Here is a 20,242-nt window from a genome sequence, read left to right as displayed (position 1 = left end):
TATGAGGCGGCTATGGCTATCCGCACCCTCTTCCCTACCCAGATTTACGAAACCTCCGTCGCCGCCGACAAGGGCTGGGCCGAGCTGCATGAAGAGCTGCTCGATCTGTGCCTTGTGATGGGCGAAGAGGACGAGGCGGGCATCAAATGGTGCGAGGACAACCACTATCCGGGCTACACCTCCTATGGCTCGATCAACGACCTGCCCCAGCGTTTCCCCGAATTTGCCGAGCTGAAGCGCATCCTGGACAAGCACGCCACGGCCTATGCCAAGGCGCTGAACTTCGATCTGGCGCGTAAGCCGAAGTTGGATAACCTCTGGGTCAATATCCTGATGCCGGGCGGCGGCCACACCGGCCATATCCACCCGCACTCGATCATCTCGGGCACCATCTACATCCATATCCCGGACGGCGCGTCGTCGCTGAAGATCGAAGACCCGCGTCTGGTGATGATGATGAACCGGCCAGGCGTGACGGACACCGCAACCGAGGCCGAAAAGCCGTTCGTCTATATGCGCCCTCAGTCAGGCACGATCCTGATGTGGGAAAGCTGGCTGCGCCACGAAGTGCCCGCCAACCGCGCCACCGAGCAACGCATCTCAATCAGCTTCAACTACAGCTGATCAGGCTGCCGTCAGGCGGTCCCATGCCTGCATCGCCTTGGCGATAGCGGTTTCCATGTCATCCGGCTCGATGCCGACGCGCCCGCTGAGCGCCAGTCCGCGCTGTAGCACGCCATAGAATTGGCTCAGACCTTCCACGTCCGCATCGGCCCTCAGTTCACCAGTCTCCAACGCACGCTCCAGCCTGTCTTTCAGCATGTCCGTGCCGCGGCACCGCTTGTCCGACAACCGGTCCTGTAGCTCTTCGGAAAGTTCGGACGACTGCTCGCAAGCCATCATCACCATACAGCCGGTCGGAACATCCTTGCCGTCGATACGAGCCGACAGACGCAAGGACGCCTCGATCTGATCTCGTAGTGAAGGCCCTTGGCTATAGATGTCTTCGGTGAGAGTGCGCGCGCGCTGATCATATAAATCCAGAGCCTCGGCATAGAGGTCTTCTTTAGAACCAAACGCCGCATAGAGACTGGGCGGAGCAATGCCCATGGCCGTCGTGAGGTCCGTCATCGACGTGGCCGCAAACCCTTTTTCCCAGAAAACACGCATGGCTTTTTCGAGCGCCTGATCGCGGTCAAAGCTGCGCGGGCGGCCTCGGGCGGTGCGGGTTTGAGGGGCGGGCTGGGTCATATGCCTATAATAATTTGTATTGATCATTAAACAAACCCTTGCGCGACCAAGGTATCGCCACCATTCATTCTGTATCGTTCACTACAGAATGAATCTGAACTACCATGACCCAATCTTCCCTCCCCCTCTCCGGTAAGCGCGCACTGGTAACAGGCGCTGCCCGCGGTATCGGTGCCGCCATCGCCCTCCGTCTCGCCAGCGAAGGCGCAGACGTCGCGATCACCTATGAAAACTCCAGGGAAAAGGCCGAGGCATTGGCCGCGGAGCTTCAAGCCTTGGGCCGCAAGGCTGTTGCCATCCGCGCCGATGCCGCCAATCCACAGGCTGTGCGCGACGCCGTGGAGCAAACTGCCGCCGAACTGGGCGGATTGGATATTCTGGTGAACAATGCGGGCATCGCCCGTATGGGCGCATTCGCCGAGATGAGCGCCGAGGACATCGACGCACAGTTGAACGTCAACGTGCGCGGCGTTCTGTTCACAACGCAGGCGGCGCTGAAGCACATCACCGACGGCGGCCGTATCATCACCATCGGCAGCAATGTGGGCCAGAAGGTCCCCTTTGCCGGCATCAGCGTCTATTCCGCGACCAAGTCCGCTCTTGAGTCCTTCACCCAAGGGCTGGCCCGCGAACTGGGCGGTCGCAAAATCACCGTCAATCTTGTGCGCCCCGGCCCGACCAATACGGAAATGAACCCCGAAGGCGGTCCCGTGGCCGCTGCCGTCCTGCCAACGCTGGTAGTCCAGCGCTATGGCCAGCCCGAGGAAATCGCGGCCGCCGTCGCCTATCTGGCTGGCCCGTCCGCCGGATATGTCACCGGCACGGGGATCACGGTCGACGGCGGTGCCAACGCGTGATGCAACGACCGCCTGCCCTCAAATGAGGGCAGGTTCCCCTCGTGTTACGCAAGAAATGGTAACCTTGCGCATCGGATTGATGCCTGACGGGTTTGCTACCGGACACACATTCAAAGTCCGGGCTGTTCGTTATGAAATCCAAACCTCTTGTCGCCGCCGTCATTGGCTTTGTGCTCCTGCTGGTCGGCGGGTTCATGCAGTTCTCGGGTACGGCTCCGTCGCCCGATGCAGACCTGACCCAAGCCTGCCGAGCCGAAGTGCAAAATCGAGGCGGCGACAGCGATATGGCCAAGCAGTGCTCTGACAAGACGTTCGCCGTTGCTATGACGGCGACCAATGCCAACGATGCCGCCAGGGCGATCTCCGCAGCCAATCAGCAGGAAATCGGCGGCAATGCAGTCTCGATATTCCTGCTGGGCCTTGGTCTGGTGCTGTTCGGTACTGGTCTCTTTGGCGTGATGAAGCAGCACAAGACTCCACAGCCGGTCGCGTAACAACAAAATCCCGCCGTATTCACAGTAAAGCTTGTTACCGGAAATCATTGTTTCCTGGGGGCGAGCTTTGATGAAACATGGACTGTGCTGGCGAACGTTGTCGCCCTGACACTGGCTGCAGGCTGCGACCAGTCGGCGGATGCCCGGTCAGCCGCTCCGAGTGCATCCGTTCAGACGGATCAATCCCAGACCGGCATGGGCGAGCCGTACCAGCTTGCCGGCACAGAGGTCTGGAACGTACCGGACAAACTGGATGGGCCGACCTATCAGGTCTACGTCGCCCTACCGCCCAGCTATGACGCGTCGCCGAACCGCACCTATCCAGTCCTCTATGTTACCGACGCCCATTACGCCTTTCCGCTGATCCGCCAGTTTGCGAGGCGTATGAATGTCGACAGCCCTGTAATCGCCGAGCACATCCTCGTCGGCCTCGCCTACGCCTTAGGCGAAGAGGGCAACGCGAGCCGAAGACTCGACTACACTCCCACGCCCACGCCAAACCGCATTAGCGGTGGTGGCCCCGCCTATCAGGCATGGCTTAAGGGCAGCGTCCTGCCGTTTATCGAGAACAAGTACCGCGCGGATGCGCGCCAGCGCGTTTTGCTTGGCCACTCCTACGGCGGTCTATTGGCCGCTCAGGTCCTGTTCAGCGATCCAGAAACGTTTAGTGGCTATGTCTGGGTAGCCCGTCCCTCTGGTACGACAACCACCATATGTTCCGCGCCGAGGCTGCCTATGCCGCCAAACATGATGACCTGAAAGCCAAGGTCTTTATGTATATCGGCGAGAAGGAAACCCCCGCCACGACCGGCAACAGCTACGACATGGTTGGCGACAACGCCCGGATGAATGCCGTTCTCAAAGGCCGCAACTATCCCGGTCTCACTGTCAGCAACCTCGTTGTCGAAGGCGAAGACCACCAAACCGTAGCGCCGGTTGGCTTCATGAGGGGGCTGGGGGCCCTTTTGCCAGCGAAGTGAACCCGACATTCGTCGCGTCGGATTTGCCCTTTGCGTCCCCAATCGCTACATCAGCCCCAACTTCCCAGTTCCTCTGAATCAAGGGCGCGACGCACCGCATGGCGCAACAATATATTTTCCAGATGCAAGGTCTGACCAAGACCTTCCCTGGCGGCAAAAAAATCTTCGAAAACATCTGGCTGAGCTTCTACAACGACGCGAAGATCGGTGTGGTCGGCGTGAACGGCTCGGGTAAGTCCACCCTGCTGAAGATCATGGCTGGCATCGACAACGAGTTCCAAGGCGAAGCGCGCGCTGCCGACGGCATCAAGCGTGGCTATCTGGAACAAGAGCCGAAGCTGGACGACAGCCTGAACGTTCGCGAGAACGTCGAAGCCTGGTGCGAAGAGAAGCAGTGGGTCAACCGCTTCAACGAAGTCGCCAACGAACTCGGCGAAAACTACACCGACGAGCTCATGGAAGAGATGACCACTCTCCAGGAGAAGATCGACGCCGCCGACGTCTGGGACATCGACAGCCGTATCGATCAGGCCATGGGCGCTCTGCGCTGCCCGCCTGACGACTGGGCCGTGACCAACCTGTCGGGCGGTGAAAAGCGCCGCGTGGCTCTGGCTCGCCTGCTGCTGTCGAAGCCCGACATGCTGCTGATGGACGAACCGACCAACCACTTGGACGCCGAATCCGTCGCTTGGCTGCAGCACCACCTGGAGAACTTCCCGGGCTGCGTCATCCTCGTCACCCACGACCGTTACTTCCTTGACCAAGTGACCAAGTGGACGCTCGAACTGGACCGCGGCAAAGGCCACCCGCACGAGGGTAACTACTCCTCGTGGCTGGAAGCCAAGCAGAAGCGCGTCGTTCAAGAGCAGTCGGAATCGGAAGCTCGCCAGCGCGCCCTTACCCGCGAACTGGAGTGGGTCCGCTCGGGTGCCAAGGCCCGTCAGGCCAAGTCGAAAGCCCGTCTGGCCGCCTATGAACGCATGGTCGAGGAACAGGAGTCGCAACGCGGCGCTCAATCCTTCGCCCACATCCAGATCCCGCCTGGCCCGCGCCTTGGCAACGTGGTTCTGGAAGTTGAAGGCCTGAAGAAATCGTACGGCGACAAGGTTCTGTTCGACAACCTGACCTTCAAGCTGCCGCCGAACGGTATCGTTGGCGTTATCGGCCCGAACGGTGCCGGTAAGTCGACCATGTTCAAGCTGATCACCGGTCAAGAAACCCCGGATGGCGGCACCATCAAGGTCGGTGAAACCGTCAAGCTGGCCTACGTTGACCAGTCGCGTGACGATCTGAAGCCGGATGACAGCATCTGGCAAGCGATCTCGGGCGGCACCGACGTGATGATGGTCGGCAAGCGCGAGATCAATACGCGTGCGTACGTTGGCTCGTTCAACTTCAAGGGCGGCGACCAACAGAAGAAGGTCGGCCAACTGTCGGGTGGTGAGCGCAACCGCGTCCACCTCGCCAAGACGCTGGCCACCGGCGGCAACCTGATCCTGCTCGACGAACCGACCAACGATCTGGACATCGAAACCTTGCAGAACCTCGAAGAGGCTCTGGAAGAGTTCGCCGGCTGCGCCGTGGTCATCAGCCACGACCGCTGGTTCCTCGACCGTCTGGCCACCCACATCCTCGCCTTCGAAGGTGACGGCCATGTGGAATGGTTCGAAGGTAACTTCGAAGCCTACGAACAGGACAAGATGCGTCGCCTTGGTGCAGACAGCATCATTCCGAAGCGTATCCAGCACCAGAAGTTCGGCCGCTAAGCCGATCCTAAGCTGAAATGATCGACGGCCTCGCCCACACGGGCGGGGCCGTTTTTCTTTGCTCTGGTCAGATTGGAAAACGGCGATAGTGTAGAGGCATGACCCGTCCTGCCGTCCTGATCATGAACCGGATGCTGGCACCGCTCAGCCCGTTCCTTGAAACCCAGTATGACGTCTTTCGTCTGTGGGAAGGCCCGCCCGTAGAAGCGGCTCACGAGATACGCGCCATTGTCACGGCGGGCGAAGAGCCGCTGGACAAGCCCGTCATCGAAAAGTTGCCGAACCTCGAACTGGTGGCCTGTTTCACCGCCGGATACGACGGGCTGGATGTTGAGTGGTGCCGTGAACGCGGCCTGAAACTCAGCCACTCACCCAATGTGAACCACGAGGACGTCGCCGATATGGCTATGGGCCTTATGCTGGCGGCCCGCCGCGAGATTGTGGCGGGGCATGCCATGGTCATCTCCGGTGACTGGAGCCTCGACCAGCGCAATGTCACCGGATCATTGCAGGGCCAGAAGGTGGGCATCGTCGGTCTAGGCGCCATCGGCGCGGCAGTGGCTAAACGCGCGTCAGCCTTCAACCTCGATGTCCAATGGTGGGGTCCGCGTGCCAAGGACACTGAATGGACGCGCGCCGAGAGCCTGAAGCAACTCGCCGCAGACACAGACATTCTGGTTGTCGCCTGCCGGGCAGATGACAGTAACCGCGGCCTGATCGACGCAGAAATTATCCGCGCGGTTGGCCCTCAAGGTATCATCATCAATGTGTCGCGCGGGTCCCTCGTCGACGAGAGTGCCTTGATCGAGGCCCTGAAGTCAGGGGCGTTGGGCGGTGCCGCTCTGGACGTGTTCGAGACCGAACCTACCCCCGCTGACCGCTGGACCGACGTTCCAAATCTTGTTCTGTCTCCACACGCAGGCGGCGCGACCACAAATGGAGTTCAGGGCATGCTGCTCCTGACGATGCAGAATCTGGCGGCCCATTTCGCGGGACAACCCTTGGTTACGCCGATAGCGGATTAAAAAGTGTGTCTACACGCGTCCTACAGCGCGTTATTGGATGATCTGTGCAGGAGATGGGGCGCATGCGAAGCATAAGTGTGTGCTCCCGCTTCGTTTTTCCTTGCATAATCATATAAAGATATCTTTATATGGGGCATGAACCTTAGTGCCGACCAGACTGTAGAGATTCTCCGCGCCGCGGGTGAGCCGACGCGCCTGCGTATCCTGTCCCTGCTGGCTGCCGAAGAACTGTCGGTCATGGAACTGTCCCGCGTATTGGACCAGAGCCAGCCGCGCGTTTCGCGTCACCTCAAGCTGATGGCCGATGCCGGGCTTATCGAGCGTTTTCCGGACGGTGCCCGCGTTTTCTATCGCCTGTCGCACGATGCCCTCGCCCGCCGCCTGACGGATACGGTGCTGGACATCCTGTCTGACGGTGAAGGCGAAGCGGACCATCGCCGCCTCGAAGAGGTTCGTCAGGAACGGGCCGAGGAAGCCGCCCGCTATTTCGAACAGGTCGCGCCCGAGTGGGACAAGATGCGTTCGCTCTATGTGTGCGAGACTGACGTCGAACGCGCTGTAGAACAAGCTGTGGGCCCCGGTCCGTTTGATCGCGTGGTCGATCTGGGCACCGGCTCGGGCCGGATGCTCACCCTGTTGGGCAAAAAGGCCAAGATGTCGGTGGGTCTGGACCTGAGCCAGAACATGCTGAACATCGCCCGCGCCAATGTTTCCGCGGCGGGCATGGACAAGGTCGAACTGCGCCACGGCGACATCTTTTCGACCCGCCTACCCCTCGGCAGCGCCGATCTGGTGATCGTGCATCAGGTTCTGCACTATCTGAATGATCCGGCCGCCGCCGTCGCCGAGGCCGCACGCCTCGTGTCCGACGGTGGGAAGCTGCTGATCGTCGATTTCGCGCCGCATAATTTCGAGCATCTGCGCGAGGCCCATCAGCATCGCCGCCTCGGTTTCGCCGACATTGAAATTGCCCAATGGCTCGAACTGGGCGGCCTTACGCCCTCCGAACCCATCATCCTGCCGCCCGACCGCGAGGGGCTGACGGTCCATGTCTGGACCGGTACCCGCCTCGCTGAACAAGCCCGAAAGAGCGCCTGACATGGCCCCTTCCTCTCTCGCCGAAGCTCGCGCCCTGCTGCTGTCGCCGCTGGGTCCTGTCGCCCGCGCCGGAAACAGCAAGAAGGCGGTGAACGTTTCATTTGAGTTCTTCCCGCCGAAGACGGACGAAGCCGAAGCCAATCTATGGAAGGCGATCCGTCGTCTGGAGCCGCTCAATCCGGCATTCGTGTCGGTGACCTATGGCGCAGGCGGCTCGACCCGCGAGCGCACGCACCGCACCGTTCAGCGCATCATCACCGAAACCTCGCTGCGCCCCGCCGCGCACCTGACCTGCGTCGAGGCCAGCCGCGCCGAAGTCGATGAAGTGATCGAGGGCTATAAGTCCATCGGCGTCGACCACATCGTTGCGCTGCGCGGTGACCCGCCCGGTGCCACGGGCATTGGCGGTGCCTACACCCCGCGCGCGGATGGCTATGCCAATGCGACCGAGCTGGCTCAGGCGATCAATGCTGTCGGCGGTTTCTACATTACCGTCGGTGCTTATCCGGAAAAGCACCCTGAAAGCCCGTCAATCCAGCATGATCTGGATGTGTTGAAGGCCAAGCAAGACGCCGGTGCCACCCGCGCCGTGTCGCAGTTCTTCTTCGATCTGGATGCCTTCCTGCGTTACCGCGATCAGGTGCGCGCTGCGGGCATTACGTTGAAACTCATTCCAGGCATCATGCCGGTGTCGAACTTTGCAGGTCTTCAGCGCATGACCTCGGCCTGTGGTGCCGCCCTGCCCGACTGGCTGGCTGCCCACTTCGACGGTCTGGATGACGATCCGGAAACGCGCAAACTGCTCGCCGCCGCCGTGGCCGCCGAGACATGCGCCCGCCTTCAGGAAGAAGGCTTCGAGGACTTCCACTTCTACACCCTGAACCGCGCCGATCTGGTCTATGCCATCTGCCGTGTTCTGGGCGTGCGCGAACAAAAGGCTGCTTGAGTTATGGCTCTGACCCGCTCCGAACGCATCGCCGCCCTCTATAAAGCGGCCAAGGAACGCATTCTGGTTCTGGACGGCAGCTGGGGCGTAATGATCCAGCGCGAGAACCTGACAGAAGAAGACTTCCGTGGTGAGCGTTTCGCCAATCACAGCCACCCGCAAAAGGGCAACAACGACCTTCTGATCCTGACCCGTCCCGATATCGTGGCGGGTCTGCACGACGTTTACTACAGCGTCGGCGCGGACATTTCCGAGACCAACACCTTCTCGGCCACCACCATCGCCCAGGCCGACTATGGCCTCGAAGATTCGGTCTATGACCTGAACTATGAAGGCGCCCGCATCGGCCGCGAAGTCGCCGACCGCTGGACCGAGAAAGAACCACGCAAGCCGCGCTTTGTGGCCGGTGCCATCGGCCCCACGAACCGCACCCTGTCGCTCAGCCCCGACGTCAACGACCCCGGCTATCGCGCCGTCAGCTATGACGAGGTTTACAACGCCTATAAGCAACAGGCGAAGGCTCTGCACGACGGCGGCGTGGACCTGTTCCTGATCGAAACCGTCTTCGACACCCTGAACGCCAAGGCCGCGATCAAGGCCGTGAAGGACCTCGAAGACGAAGGCTACGAGCCGCTGCCTATCTGGATTTCCGGCACCATCACCGACCGTTCGGGCCGTACCCTGTCGGGCCAGACGGCCGAGGCCTTCTGGAACTCCGTGCGTCACGCCAAACCGTTCGCGGTCGGCTTCAACTGCGCTCTGGGTGCCGAACTGATGCGCCCGCACATTGCCGAGCTTTCGCGCGTCGCCGATACCCTCGTCAGCGCCTATCCGAACGCTGGCCTGCCCAACGCCATGGGCCAATACGACGAGCAACCCCACGAAACCGGCCACTTCATCGAGGAGTGGGCCAAGTCGGGCTTGGTGAACATCGTCGGCGGCTGCTGTGGCACCACGCCGGACCACATCAAGCACATCGCCGAGGAAGTATCTGGCGTTGCCCCGCGCGCTATTCCCGAACGCCCCGTCGCCCTTCGCCTGTCGGGTCTGGAACCGTTCGAACTGGTTGCCTGATGTCTAGCCTGCTGGAACTGGCCGAAGAGTTGGATGCGACCACCGACGATCAATTCGTCAAGTGGGAACGCACCGGAACCGGGTTCAGCTACGCCAAATATCACCCCGTCTATTACGCGTGGGAACGGGCGCTCGGGGCCCTCGGCCTTGGCGGACCGTCCGATGTTTACGACCGCATGTTGAAGGGCGAGCGTGTGCCGAACCCTTCGATCGAAACCATTTCCGCCGCCGATCAGGCCACCCTGCTCGGCTACGCCACCTATATCGTCAGAAGCGAGCGCTTCAGCGAGGGTCACATCGCCGCCTGCCACAGCAGAGGCTACCTCGCTGCTATCGTCCGCCGCCTAGCTCAACTGGATAACGCCTGATGCGTCCTGTCTTCATCAACGTCGGCGAGCGGACCAATGTCACCGGCTCGGCCAAGTTCCGCAAACTGGTCGTGGAGGGCGATTACACCGCCGCTCTGGATGTCGCCCGTCAGCAAGTCGAGGCCGGTGCCCAGATCATCGACGTGAACATGGACGAAGGGCTGCTGGATGGCCCCAAGGCCATGAAAACCTTCCTGAACCTGATCGCCGCTGAGCCTGATATCGCCCGCGTGCCGATCATGATCGACTCTTCCAAATGGGAGGTGATCGAGGAAGGCCTGAAGTGCGTCCAGGGCAAGCCGATCGTCAACTCGATTTCGATGAAGGAAGGCGAAGACGCTTTCCGCCATCACGCCGTGCAATGCCTGCGCTACGGTGCCGCGGTCGTGGTCATGGCCTTTGACGAGCAGGGTCAGGCCGACACCGCCGCCCGCAAGATCGAGATCTGCACCCGCGCCTACAACATCCTCGTCAATGAGGTCGGCTTCCCGCCCGAAGACATCATCTTCGACCCGAACATTTTCGCCGTGGCGACGGGGATCGAAGAACACGACAATTATGCCGTGGACTTCATCGAGGCGACCAAGGTCATCAAGGCCACCCTGCCCTACGCTCGCGTTTCGGGCGGCGTGTCCAACGTGTCGTTCAGCTTCCGTGGCAACGAGCCGGTGCGCCGCGCCATCCACTCGGTCTTCCTTTACCACGCCATCAATGCAGGCATGGACATGGGCATCGTCAATGCGGGCGACCTGCCTGTTTATGACGACATCGATCCGGAACTGCGCGAGGCCGTTGAAGACGTCATCCTGAACCGCCCTCAGCGCACGAACGTGTCCAACACCGAGCGACTGGTCGACATGGCACCGCGTTATAAGGGCGAAAAAGGTGCCGCCAAGGTCGTGGACCTGAAATGGCGCGAACAGCCAGTCGGCAAGCGTATCGAGCATGCGCTGGTCAACGGCATCACTGAATATATCGAGGCCGACACCGAAGAGGCCCGCGCCGCGTCAGAGCGCCCGCTTCACGTCATCGAAGGCCCGTTGATGGACGGCATGAACGTGGTCGGCGACCTGTTCGGTGCGGGCAAGATGTTCCTGCCGCAGGTGGTGAAATCCGCCCGCGTGATGAAACAGGCTGTGGCCTATCTGGAACCCTTCATGGAGGCCGAAAAGACCGGAAAGCCGCGCCAGCAGGCCGGTAAAATCCTGATGGCGACTGTTAAGGGCGACGTCCACGACATCGGCAAAAACATCGTGGGCGTCGTGCTCCAGTGCAACAACTACGAGGTTGTGGACCTCGGCGTGATGGTGCCCGCCGACCGCATTCTGGACGAGGCTATCGCTCACAACTGTGACATTGTCGGCCTGTCGGGCCTGATTACGCCTTCGCTGGACGAGATGGTCTTTGTCGCCTCCGAAATGGAGCGGCGCGGGATGAACATCCCGTTGCTGATCGGCGGTGCCACCACCAGCCGGACCCACACAGCGGTGAAGATCGAGCCTGCCTATAAGGCCGGATCGACCACCTATGTCATCGACGCCAGCCGCGCCGTCGGTGTGGTGTCGGGCCTGTTGTCCGAGACCGAAAAAGACAAGAACGAAGCCGCGACCCGCGAAGAATACGCCCGCATCCGAGAGCAATATGCCCGCGGTCAGGAAGCGAAGGCCCGTGCCCCGCTGCCTGTCGCGCGCGCAAACCGCTTCAACGCTGCAAATCCTGCACCGCTGCCCGCCCCGACTTTCCTCGGCACCCGCGCTTATGAGTGGGACCTGAAGGATCTGGCCGATCACATCGACTGGACCCCGTTCTTCGCAAGCTGGGAACTGATCGGCCGCTTCCCGCAGATCTTGGAAGACGAGATCGTCGGCGAGGCTGCGCGTGACCTATATAAAGACGCCCGCGCCATGCTTGACCGGATTGTCAACGAGAAGTGGTACACGGCCAAGGGCGTGGTTGGGTTCTGGCCGGCCAATGCCGAGGGCGACGACGTCGTCGTCTGGGCCGATGAAGGCCGCAGCGAGCAGATCGCTACCTTCCACGGCCTGCGCCAGCAGATTGCCAAGACCAACGGCAAGCCGAACCTGTGCCTGTCCGACTTCGTGGCCGAAGATGGCAAGGACTACATCGGGGCGTTTGCGGTGACTGCGGGTCATGGCGAACTGGCCAAGGCCGCCGAATTCAAGGCGGCAGGTGACGACTATTCGGCCATCATGGCCACGGCACTGGCCGACCGTCTGGCCGAGGCATTTGCCGAGCGCCTGCACAAGGAAGTCCGTACCAAGCTATGGGGCTATGCCGCCGATGAAGACTTGTCTGTTCAGGACCTGATCGAAGAAAAGTACAAGGGCATCCGCCCTGCCCCCGGCTATCCTTGCCAGCCAGATCACACCGAAAAAGCCACGCTTTTCCGCCTTCTGGACGCTGAATCTCAAGCCGGAATGGAACTGACCGAAAGCTATGCGATGAACCCGCCTGCCTCGGTCAGCGGCCTCTATTTCGGTCATGAAGAGAGCCACTATTTCGGCGTCGGCAAGATCGATCGAGATCAGGTCGAGGACTATGCGGCCCGTAAGGGCTGGGATGTCGCGACGGCCGAGCGCTGGCTGGCACCGATCCTCAACTACTAGGTTGCGACCCTGATACGAGAAAGCCGCCCAAACGGGCGGCTTTTTTGCGCTCGCTATACGCGCTCAAACCAATAGGGCGGCGATCCGAAGACCACCGCCCTAAAAAGCCTGATCCGTCAGGGAGGCGGCGAACCGCCTCCCCTTCGTGGATTAGAACTTGGCCGTCAGACCGACGAAGTAACGACGACCCAGGATGTCGTAGGTCGACGGGTCGGTGTTGGCCTGAACACCCGGATCCCAGGTGCGCGGCTCTTGGTCGGTCAGGTTGTTGATACCGCCACGCAGCGAGACGGTGTCGTTGATGTCCCAGCTGCCGGTCAGGTCGAAGTAGTGGGTTGCATCCAGAACTTCGTCCGAACCGTAAACGGTCATCTCACCAACACGGCGCCAGCGAGCGGTTACGCCGAACGGACCTTGCTTCCAGTTCGCCGAAACCAGCGACTTCCATTCCGGGAAGGTGTTGCCGAAGCTGTCCGAGATGGTGCCCTTACGATCGGTCAGAACGCCACCGGCGACGACCGAGTCTTCACGGGTACCCAACCAACCCACGACGGCGTTGACATTGATCATGCCCCAGTCCGGTGCACCGATGTCAGCCAGTTGGACGCCCCAGTCGACTTGCAGGTCGACGCCCGAAGTCTTCAGAACACCCAGGTTGTCCAGGTTTTCGATCGCGTTGACGATCGAACCGTTCAGCGGATCACGGCTGAACAGCTGGCAGTAGCTGTTGTTAGCGTCGTAGTTCGGGTTCTCACCGGTGCCGTTGAAGCAGCCCAGCAGAGCGTCCGAGATGGCGATGGACGAGATCACGTCTTCGATTTCGATGCTGTAGTAGTCCACCGAAGCCGAGAAGCGCGACAGCCACGGCGATTGCCATTGCGACTGCCAAACCAGGCCGACCGAGAAGGTGTCAGCAGTTTCTTCTTGCAGGTCCGGGTTACCGCCCGACCAACCGTTAGCCTGGTTGTTCGAGAACTCGTAGCTATCTACGACCGAAGCCGACAGGCCTTGAGCGATACACAGCGAGCGAACCTGAGCGGCGTCTGCACCGCGGCGGAAGAAGCCGCGGACGTCGCACGGGTCGCCGCCCGGAGCCGTCGCGTTAGCGTTACCGATGGCCGGGAAGCCTACGCCTGCCGGCGAGAACAGTTCACCGATCGACGGAGCGCGAACAGCGCGGTTGAAGCCACCGCGAACGCGGAAGCCGTCAACCACTTCCCAGTCGATGTCAGCACGGTAGGCCGTGGTGCCACCGATCGAGCTGTAGTCGGCGTAGCGCCAGCCCAGGGTCAGGTCCAGCTGCTTGACGAGCGGCTTGTCAGCCAGCAGCGGCAGCAGCAGTTCGCCGAAGAGGTCGATACTGCGAACCGAACCGTTCAGCGAGTCAGCGGCGTTGAAGCCGGCGATTTCCACCCCACCGATGTTACCACCGTCCGGCAGGCCATTTGCGCCCAGGTGCGGGGTGATCGGGTTGATGCGGGCCAACGACGGATCCGAAGCGAAGTCGTAGCTGTTTTCGCGGTATTGAACGCCGACAGCCAGACGGGCTTCACCAGCCGGCATGTCGAAGGCCTTACCTTGCAGGGTACCTTCAACAACGGTTTGTTCGATTTCGGTTGCCGTGCGCGAGGTACGACCGATGTAGCTCAAGCAGTCAGCCGACACCGGCTGTACGCCGAACGGGTTGAAGCCGCCCTCACAGATGCTGGCACCGCCGTCAGGTGCGTCCAGCAGGGTCTGAACAGCCGAACGCGACACGTTGCCGGTTTGGGTTTCAGCGTTGCTGACGCGACCGTACTGGGCGTACAGGTCATAGGTCCAGTCGGTGTTCGGCAGGGTACCGCGGATGCCGCCGGTCAGCTGGTAAACGCTATAGTCATACGAAGCATGACGGCCACCGAGGTCGGTGAAGCGCTTGTTCAGCTGGAACGACGACAGCGGGTTCGGACGGCTGTTGAGGAAGTTCTTCAGGTCCGTCGGGATGAACGGGTTCGTTGCCGGAGCGCGGAAGCCGGTCGACGATGCGGCCGGGGTTGCAGCCAGTTCTTGCGAAGCTTCGTACTGGTTGAACAGGGCTTCGCCATAGAACTCGAGGTTCTCGCTGACGGTGTAACGGCCGGCCGAATAAACGTTCCAGCGCTCCATCGGGAGCGACAGGTAGTTCAGAGCACCGGTGTTGAACAGATAGTTCGAACCCGGCTCATAGAAGCCATCATACTCGATGCCGCCCGGGCTCTTGAAGTTCAGGGCCTTGGCGTGGCTGAAGACGGTGCCGTCGTTGTTAAAGCCGAAGGCGCCGGTCAGGGCCAGAGCCGGATCGTTGAAGTAACCACGAACCAGAGCGGCCGACGGCAGGTTGGCGCTGTCGAACACAACCGAGCCCATCGGCGAGGTGCCCGAAGCACCCGAGATCGACGAGAAATCGCGTGCAGCGTTGAAGATCAGGTCGCGGGTCGAACGGTTGACCGAGAATACAGCATTACCTTTGTCATCGGCAAAGTTGCCGCCGACGGTCATGGTGTAGCTTTGGGTCACGCCATCTTCACGGTCGGTCTGGCCGTATTGGGCGTCGATCTGCACGCCCGAGAAGCGGTCGTTCAGGATGAAGTTGGCAACACCGGCAACAGCGTCCGAACCATAGGCAGCCGAAGCACCGCCCGAGATGGTTTCAACGCTGCGAACCAGAGCCGACGGGATCAAGTTGACATCAGCCGAACCGTCGCCGTTCGACGGAACCAGACGGCGACCGTTCACCAGCACCAGCGTACGCTTGGAACCCAGGCTGCGCAGGTCGAGGTTAGCCTGACCGCCGTTCGACGGGTTGTTCGACGTCGACGAGATCGACGGCGTAAATTGCGGCAGGTCGTTCATCAGCGAGTCGATCGTGACCGAACCCGTCGCTTGAATGTCTTCTGCGTCGACGGTCACAATCGGGCTGGCCGACTTGTAGTCCTGACGCGAGATACGCGAACCGGTGACGACGATGTCGCTGACTTGAGCGACTTCTTCTTGGCTCGACTGCGCGTGCGCAACCGTTCCCACACCGGCAAGGGCGGCTCCAGCCAGCACGCTGCTGGCGAGCAACCACTTACGCCCGTTAAAATTCGACATATTGAGTCCTCCTCCGTGGAACGCCGATACGTCCCTATCCACAAAACGTCGTCAACGGCCCGTAACGGAATTAGGCCAAATATGGCTACATCGCGGTAATTACGTCACATTTGGATCACAGTCATATTACGGCAAAGCCTGAGATCTTTTTCGTTAAGTATTCACAGGCTTTTCCAAGCAGTCCGCAGTCGATGGGGCATTTGCATTACGCCACAATGATGCAGTTTTTCGAACATTTTCAGTTGCTTCCCACACGTCTCCGGCAGCGCTGCTGCACCGGTTGAAGCTCATGGAATGCTACCCCGAGGGCACCTTCTTCAAACTTGACAGTATTCGAATTAACTATCCGGGTTCGTCGAATCAGGTTTGCGACTTTAGACACTGTCGAGCTGAAGACACAGAACTTGCGCGACTCAGCTGTTCTCCTTTGACCGGACCGATTGCGGAGCCTTGGTCAGCTTAAGGAAACAAGGCTGTCTATAGGCAGGCCAGCCCCATGGGCGTATCAAACCCGGACCGCCTCTCGACCGGACAAACCATGCAGTTCATCAAGTCATTCGATTTCAGTTACGGCCGCAACGATCGCGTATCGGCGCGGGTGGAACGGGTGATCGCGAACAACCCCGGACCTTTCACCTTCACCGGCACAGGGACCTATATCGTGGGTGCCGGAGGAGCGGTTGCGGTTATCGACCCCGGCCCCGCAGATGAAGCGCATCTGTCTGCGCTGTTGGCCGCCATTGGAGATCGTACGGTCAGCCATATTCTGGTGACCCACACCCACTCTGATCATGCCCCGCTCAGCAAGGCCCTGGCGGCTGCATGCGGCGGAGTTCCCATCTACGCCGCACAACCTCCGATGCGTGATGGATTAGAGGCGGTTCGTCTGGATGAACACGACGATGAAGACTTCCAGCCCGATGTCATCATTTCCGGCGGTGAAGTCATCGAGGGCGACGGCTGGACGATTGAGGTCATGGCGACGCCCGGCCATGCTTCCAATCATCTGGCCTTTGTGCTGCGCGAGGAGAACGGCTTGTTCAGTGGCGACCACATCATGGGCTGGTCCACCACAATCGTCGCTCCCCCCGATGGCGACATGTCGGACTACATGGCTAGTCTTGAGGCAGTGATGGCGCGTGGCTTTGATGTGATCTGGCCCACGCACGGTGCTCCCATCACAGACGTCGAGCCCTTTTTGAAAGGGTATCATGCCCACCGCACGGGCCGGGAAGCGCAGGTGCTGGAGCGGCTCGAAGCAGGTGACACCACCATCGCCCAGATGGTCCCCGTGCTTTATGCCGTCGTCAGCCAGACCCTATGGCCCGCCGCCAGCCTGTCGGTACTGTCACACCTGATTAAACTGGCGCGGGATGGTCGGGTGACCACCGACGACGAGTACAGCCTTTCGGGGCACTGGCACCTTATTTCATAGCGTTTAACGCAGGGCATTCATCTCGCTGATGATGCGCTTGGCCAGATCACAGGCCTGAGGACCGATCGGCAGACCGTCGCGGGCCGCGACGCGCACATCCGTGCGTCCCGGACGGATGCGCACAGTGACGTCGTGCTGAATGCCGAACCACATACCCTCTTTCCATCCATCGACGCGGAACGGAGACATCCCCATGACCGTCACGCCCGACTGCTTCAGGGCCCAGGCGGCAACATCGGGTGCCAACTGGCTGTCGATAGCCTCAAGGCCATCACAGTCCGCGGCGACCGTTGGACGAACGCCCGCAGCGCGGCGCTCGGACAGTAGCGCACGGCCAAAGGCCGGAGAATCCTCCACATTGGACGTCACGTCGCGGGGCGAAGGCCCGAAACGCGCCAACTGGTATTGCACCGCTCCCAGCGAGACGGCGGCGATGACTACTGACAAAACGCCATAGAGCCACAAAGACCGGTTCTTGATCAGCAGCAGAAGCGAGACGATGCCCGCCCCTGCCCCGACCCACGCCAGTACCGGCGCGACTTTGAGGCCCAAGGTGCCATACCCCGTCACAAGGCTGATCAAACCCGTCCGCGTCGCCAGCACAGCCCCCAACACCATCAGCGGCGTCAGAAGGGTGACCAACAGAAGCAGTCGAGAAAGACCAACCAGGGATTTGTTTCGGGACATGGATCAGGACCTCTCGAATCCGCTAGCCGATTGAAGGAAGGCGATAATCCTTCATTCGTTCACGCAACAGCTTCTTGTCGATCTTGCCCGTTGCGCCAAGCGGAATCTCTTCCACCGCGACAACATCGTCAGGCATCCACCATTTGGCGATTTTGCCTTGCAGGAAGTCGAGATGCTCCTGCTTGTCCAGCGCCTCGCCCTCTTTCAGCTTCACGATCAATAGCGGACGCTCGTCCCATTTGGGGTGAGCCGCACCGATGACGGCCGCCAGTTCCACCTTGGGATGACCCACCGCCAGGTTTTCGATTTCGATGGAGCTGATCCACTCCCCGCCGGACTTGATCACATCCTTGGCGCGATCGGTGATCTGCATGAAGCCGTGATCGTCAATGGTGGCCACGTCTCCGGTATCGAACCAACCCTCGGCGTCGACGATAGGCCCGTCACCTTTGAAATAGGCCTTGGCCACGGTCGGTCCCTTGATCAGCAGGCGACCGAAGGTCTCGCCGTCATGCGGCAGTTCCTCACCTTCGTCGTTCTCGAGTTTGAGCGAGACACCCAACGGCGGAATGCCCTGTTTAACGCGCTGGCGGATCTGGTCGTCCTTGGTCCAGCCGCGCATTTCAGGACGCAGGTTGGAGATGGTGCCGACCGGAGACGTCTCGGTCATGCCCCAGCCCTGAACCACCTCCACGCCGTATTCGTCCTCGAAGGCGCGGATCAGCATTTCAGGCACCGCAGCACCACCGATCAGCACCCGCTTCACCGTCGACAGGCGCGAGCCCGTCTCGCGCATATACTGCAGCAACCCTTGCCAGACCGTCGGGACGGCGGCCGAGAAAGTCACGCCCTCGGTTTCCAACAACTCGTAGATGGAGGCACCGTCCATCTTGGCACCGGGCATGACCAGCTTGGTCCCCGTAGCAGGTGCGGCAAAGGCGATCCCCCACGCATTGGCGTGGAACATCGGCACGACCGGCAGGATCACATCGTCCGGCGTGGCTCCCAGCACCGAGGCCTGCATGGTCATGAGTGTGTGCAGGAAGTTGGAGCGGTGCGAGTAGAGTACACCCTTGGGATTGCCCGTCGTGCCAGACGTATAGCAAAGGCCGCAGGCAGTGTTCTCGTCGAAGCCACCCCAGACAACATCGGCCGAAGCCTGATCGATCAGGTCTTCATACGCCTCGCAGTTCGGCAGCTTGGTCTGGGGCATGTGCGCCTTGTCGGTCATGATGACAAAGCGTTCGACCTTGGGAATGTGCGGCAGGATGGCTTCCAGCAATGGCACAAACGTCAGGTCCGTCATTATCACGCGGTCCTCGGCGTGATTGATGATGTAGACCAGCTGCTCGGCGAACAGGCGCGGGTTCAGGGTGTGACACACCGCCCCGATACCCATAATGCCGTACCATGCCTCGACGTGGCGGTCGGTGTTCCAGCACAGGGTCGCCACGCGATCGCCGGCGTTGATCCCCCAGGCCTTCAGGACGTTGGACACCTTCTTCGCGCGCTGGTGCAAGTCGGCATAGGTCACGCGTGTGATTGGCCCCTCGACGGAGCGCGTCACCACCTCTGATCGCGGATGCCACTCGCGCGCATGATCGAGAATACGATCTACCGTCAGCGGCCAGTCCTGCATCAATCCCAGCATCAAGCGTTTCCTCTTTAAATATGACCCTGTATTGCGCTCTTGTTGTTCTTCGACCGGCGCTATCAGCGACGCTAAGCCATTAAGCCAAGGCCATGCAACGTGACCTAACGTCAGGATTGGGGCTTCAAAGGGATTTTTCGCCGTTCGTCGTCTTGCTTCGCGGGCCGCAACGGTGAATGAAACCGGCCTATGACCATTCTTATTGCCATTACCGGCGGCTCGGGCTCGGGCAAGTCCACGCTTGCAGAAGCCCTGATTTCAGCCCTTCCCGAAGGCGTTGCCGCGCTCCTGCGCGAGGATTCCTATTACCGCGATGCGGCTTCGGTGCCCGGCTTCGATCCGGCGACCCACGACTTCGACCATGTCGACGCGCGCGATCACGATCTACTGATCCGCGACCTTACGTCGCTCAAGGCCGGTAAGGCGATTACGGCTCCGATCTATTCCTTCATCACCCACGGGCGGGAGCCGGGCGGCGAACACGTCCCCGCCGCCGATGTTGTGATCATCGAAGGTACTCACCTTCTGTGCAACGCCCAGTTGGCCGCGCTGTTTGATGTGAAGGTGTTCGTGGATACGCCTGCGGACATTCGCTTCATCCGTCGTTTGTTGCGTGATCAGATCGAGCGCGGGCGCACAGCGGACTCTGTTGTGAACCAATATTTGCTGACTGTACGCCCCGGTCACGAGGCCTTTACAGAGCCGTCGCGTGTCCACGCAGACTTTATTGTTGCCGATGCTACTGCCGCTGTTCGACTGGTAGATCGCAACGACGTACTACGTCTGGTAGCACCAGTGCTTTTACACCCGTTACTTGAGCCGTATGTCCGATAACCGGTCATCTTGACAAAGCGGGACAATATTCGCGCTTT

18 protein-coding genes are annotated in these 20,242 nt (G+C 60.7%); 14 read left to right on the top strand and 4 right to left on the bottom strand.

The genetic code is table 11. The features are described 5' to 3' along the window. The first annotated feature begins 12 nt into the window (after nt 1-12). Nucleotides 13-624 carry a TIGR02466 family protein gene (locus LOX95_RS04150; protein WP_242913212.1) on the top strand — a complete coding sequence of 204 codons (612 nt, stop codon included), beginning with the start codon at nt 13-15 and terminating at the stop codon, nt 622-624. Here the strand turns inward: LOX95_RS04150 and LOX95_RS04145 are convergent, their stop codons facing one another. After that, entirely contained in the window at nt 625-1,251 is a 627-nt protein-coding gene (locus LOX95_RS04145) for a TetR/AcrR family transcriptional regulator (protein WP_242913211.1), read from the bottom strand. Nucleotides 1,252-1,355: 104 nt separating this feature from the next. Between LOX95_RS04145 and LOX95_RS04140 the strand changes: the two genes are divergently transcribed. The 11 genes from LOX95_RS04140 to metH all read left to right on the top strand — a co-directional run bounded on the left by LOX95_RS04140 (nt 1,356) and on the right by metH (nt 12,486). Beyond that, nucleotides 1,356-2,108 carry an SDR family oxidoreductase gene (locus tag LOX95_RS04140; RefSeq protein ID WP_242913210.1) on the top strand — a complete coding sequence of 251 codons (753 nt, stop codon included), beginning with the start codon at nt 1,356-1,358 and terminating at the stop codon, nt 2,106-2,108. 131 nt (nt 2,109-2,239) lie between these two features. Beyond that, nucleotides 2,240-2,602 carry a hypothetical protein gene (locus tag LOX95_RS04135; RefSeq protein ID WP_242913209.1) on the top strand — a complete coding sequence of 121 codons (363 nt, stop codon included), beginning with the start codon at nt 2,240-2,242 and terminating at the stop codon, nt 2,600-2,602. An 84-nt stretch (nt 2,603-2,686) separates the two neighbouring features. Continuing rightward, complete coding sequence (locus LOX95_RS04130) at nt 2,687-3,361, top strand: alpha/beta hydrolase (RefSeq protein WP_242913208.1); 675 nt, start codon at nt 2,687-2,689, stop codon at nt 3,359-3,361. Beyond that, entirely contained in the window at nt 3,316-3,582 is a 267-nt protein-coding gene (locus LOX95_RS04125; protein ID WP_242913207.1) for a hypothetical protein, read from the top strand. The genes LOX95_RS04130 and LOX95_RS04125 overlap by 46 nt, the downstream gene beginning before the upstream one ends. A gap of 98 nt (nt 3,583-3,680) precedes the next feature. After that, nucleotides 3,681-5,348, top strand: coding sequence for an energy-dependent translational throttle protein EttA (ettA, locus tag LOX95_RS04120; protein ID WP_242913206.1), 1,668 nt, complete (start codon nt 3,681-3,683; stop codon nt 5,346-5,348). Between the two features lie 98 nt (nt 5,349-5,446). Beyond that, the gene (locus LOX95_RS04115; RefSeq protein WP_242913205.1) at nt 5,447-6,373 is read left to right on the top strand and encodes a 2-hydroxyacid dehydrogenase; all 927 of its coding nucleotides are present in this window, start codon (nt 5,447-5,449) and stop codon (nt 6,371-6,373) included. 135 nt (nt 6,374-6,508) lie between these two features. After that, on the top strand, nt 6,509-7,471 hold the full coding sequence (locus LOX95_RS04110) for an ArsR/SmtB family transcription factor (protein ID WP_242913204.1): 963 nt from the start codon (nt 6,509-6,511) through the stop codon (nt 7,469-7,471). A gap of 1 nt (nt 7,472) precedes the next feature. Then, nucleotides 7,473-8,417 (top strand): methylenetetrahydrofolate reductase [NAD(P)H], encoded by a 945-nt coding sequence (gene metF / locus LOX95_RS04105; protein WP_242913203.1) that lies wholly within the window; start codon nt 7,473-7,475, stop codon nt 8,415-8,417. A gap of 3 nt (nt 8,418-8,420) precedes the next feature. Beyond that, a complete protein-coding gene (locus LOX95_RS04100; RefSeq protein WP_242913202.1) occupies nt 8,421-9,491 on the top strand; it encodes a homocysteine S-methyltransferase family protein in 1,071 nt (356 codons plus the stop codon). Further along, nucleotides 9,491-9,859 (top strand): DUF6508 domain-containing protein, encoded by a 369-nt coding sequence (locus LOX95_RS04095; RefSeq protein ID WP_242913201.1) that lies wholly within the window; start codon nt 9,491-9,493, stop codon nt 9,857-9,859. Before LOX95_RS04100 ends, LOX95_RS04095 begins: the two co-directional genes overlap by 1 nt. Then, nucleotides 9,859-12,486 carry a methionine synthase gene (gene metH, locus LOX95_RS04090; RefSeq protein WP_242913200.1) on the top strand — a complete coding sequence of 876 codons (2,628 nt, stop codon included), beginning with the start codon at nt 9,859-9,861 and terminating at the stop codon, nt 12,484-12,486. The genes LOX95_RS04095 and metH overlap by 1 nt, the downstream gene beginning before the upstream one ends. A 150-nt stretch (nt 12,487-12,636) precedes the next feature. Here metH and LOX95_RS04085 read toward each other — a convergent pair whose 3' ends face one another. Further along, nucleotides 12,637-15,597 (bottom strand): TonB-dependent receptor domain-containing protein, encoded by a 2,961-nt coding sequence (locus tag LOX95_RS04085; RefSeq protein ID WP_242913199.1) that lies wholly within the window; start codon nt 15,595-15,597, stop codon nt 12,637-12,639. A 496-nt stretch (nt 15,598-16,093) separates the two neighbouring features. Here LOX95_RS04085 and LOX95_RS04080 point away from each other — a divergent pair, with 496 nt between their 5' ends. Then, complete coding sequence (locus LOX95_RS04080; RefSeq protein ID WP_242913198.1) at nt 16,094-17,032, top strand: MBL fold metallo-hydrolase; 939 nt, start codon at nt 16,094-16,096, stop codon at nt 17,030-17,032. Nucleotides 17,033-17,035: 3 nt separating this feature from the next. On the opposite strand, the gene LOX95_RS04075 is transcribed toward LOX95_RS04080, so the two are convergent. Further along, nucleotides 17,036-17,719: a DUF1499 domain-containing protein gene (locus LOX95_RS04075; protein WP_242913197.1), complete on the bottom strand. Its 684-nt coding sequence runs from the start codon at nt 17,717-17,719 to the stop codon at nt 17,036-17,038. A gap of 22 nt (nt 17,720-17,741) precedes the next feature. Next, nucleotides 17,742-19,370 (bottom strand): long-chain-fatty-acid--CoA ligase, encoded by a 1,629-nt coding sequence (locus LOX95_RS04070; protein WP_242913196.1) that lies wholly within the window; start codon nt 19,368-19,370, stop codon nt 17,742-17,744. A 189-nt stretch (nt 19,371-19,559) separates the two neighbouring features. On the opposite strand from LOX95_RS04070, the gene udk reads away from it, so the two are divergent. Then, nucleotides 19,560-20,204: a uridine kinase gene (udk, locus tag LOX95_RS04065; protein WP_242913195.1), complete on the top strand. Its 645-nt coding sequence runs from the start codon at nt 19,560-19,562 to the stop codon at nt 20,202-20,204. The last annotated feature ends 38 nt before the right edge of the window (nt 20,205-20,242 follow it).

The sequence above is a fragment of the Brevundimonas pishanensis genome (genome assembly GCF_022750635.1).
Classification (GTDB): Bacteria; Pseudomonadota; Alphaproteobacteria; order Caulobacterales; family Caulobacteraceae; genus Brevundimonas; species Brevundimonas pishanensis.
The sequence above is the reverse complement of the archived record's forward strand: the minus strand, read 5'-3'. Positions and strand labels throughout refer to the sequence as shown.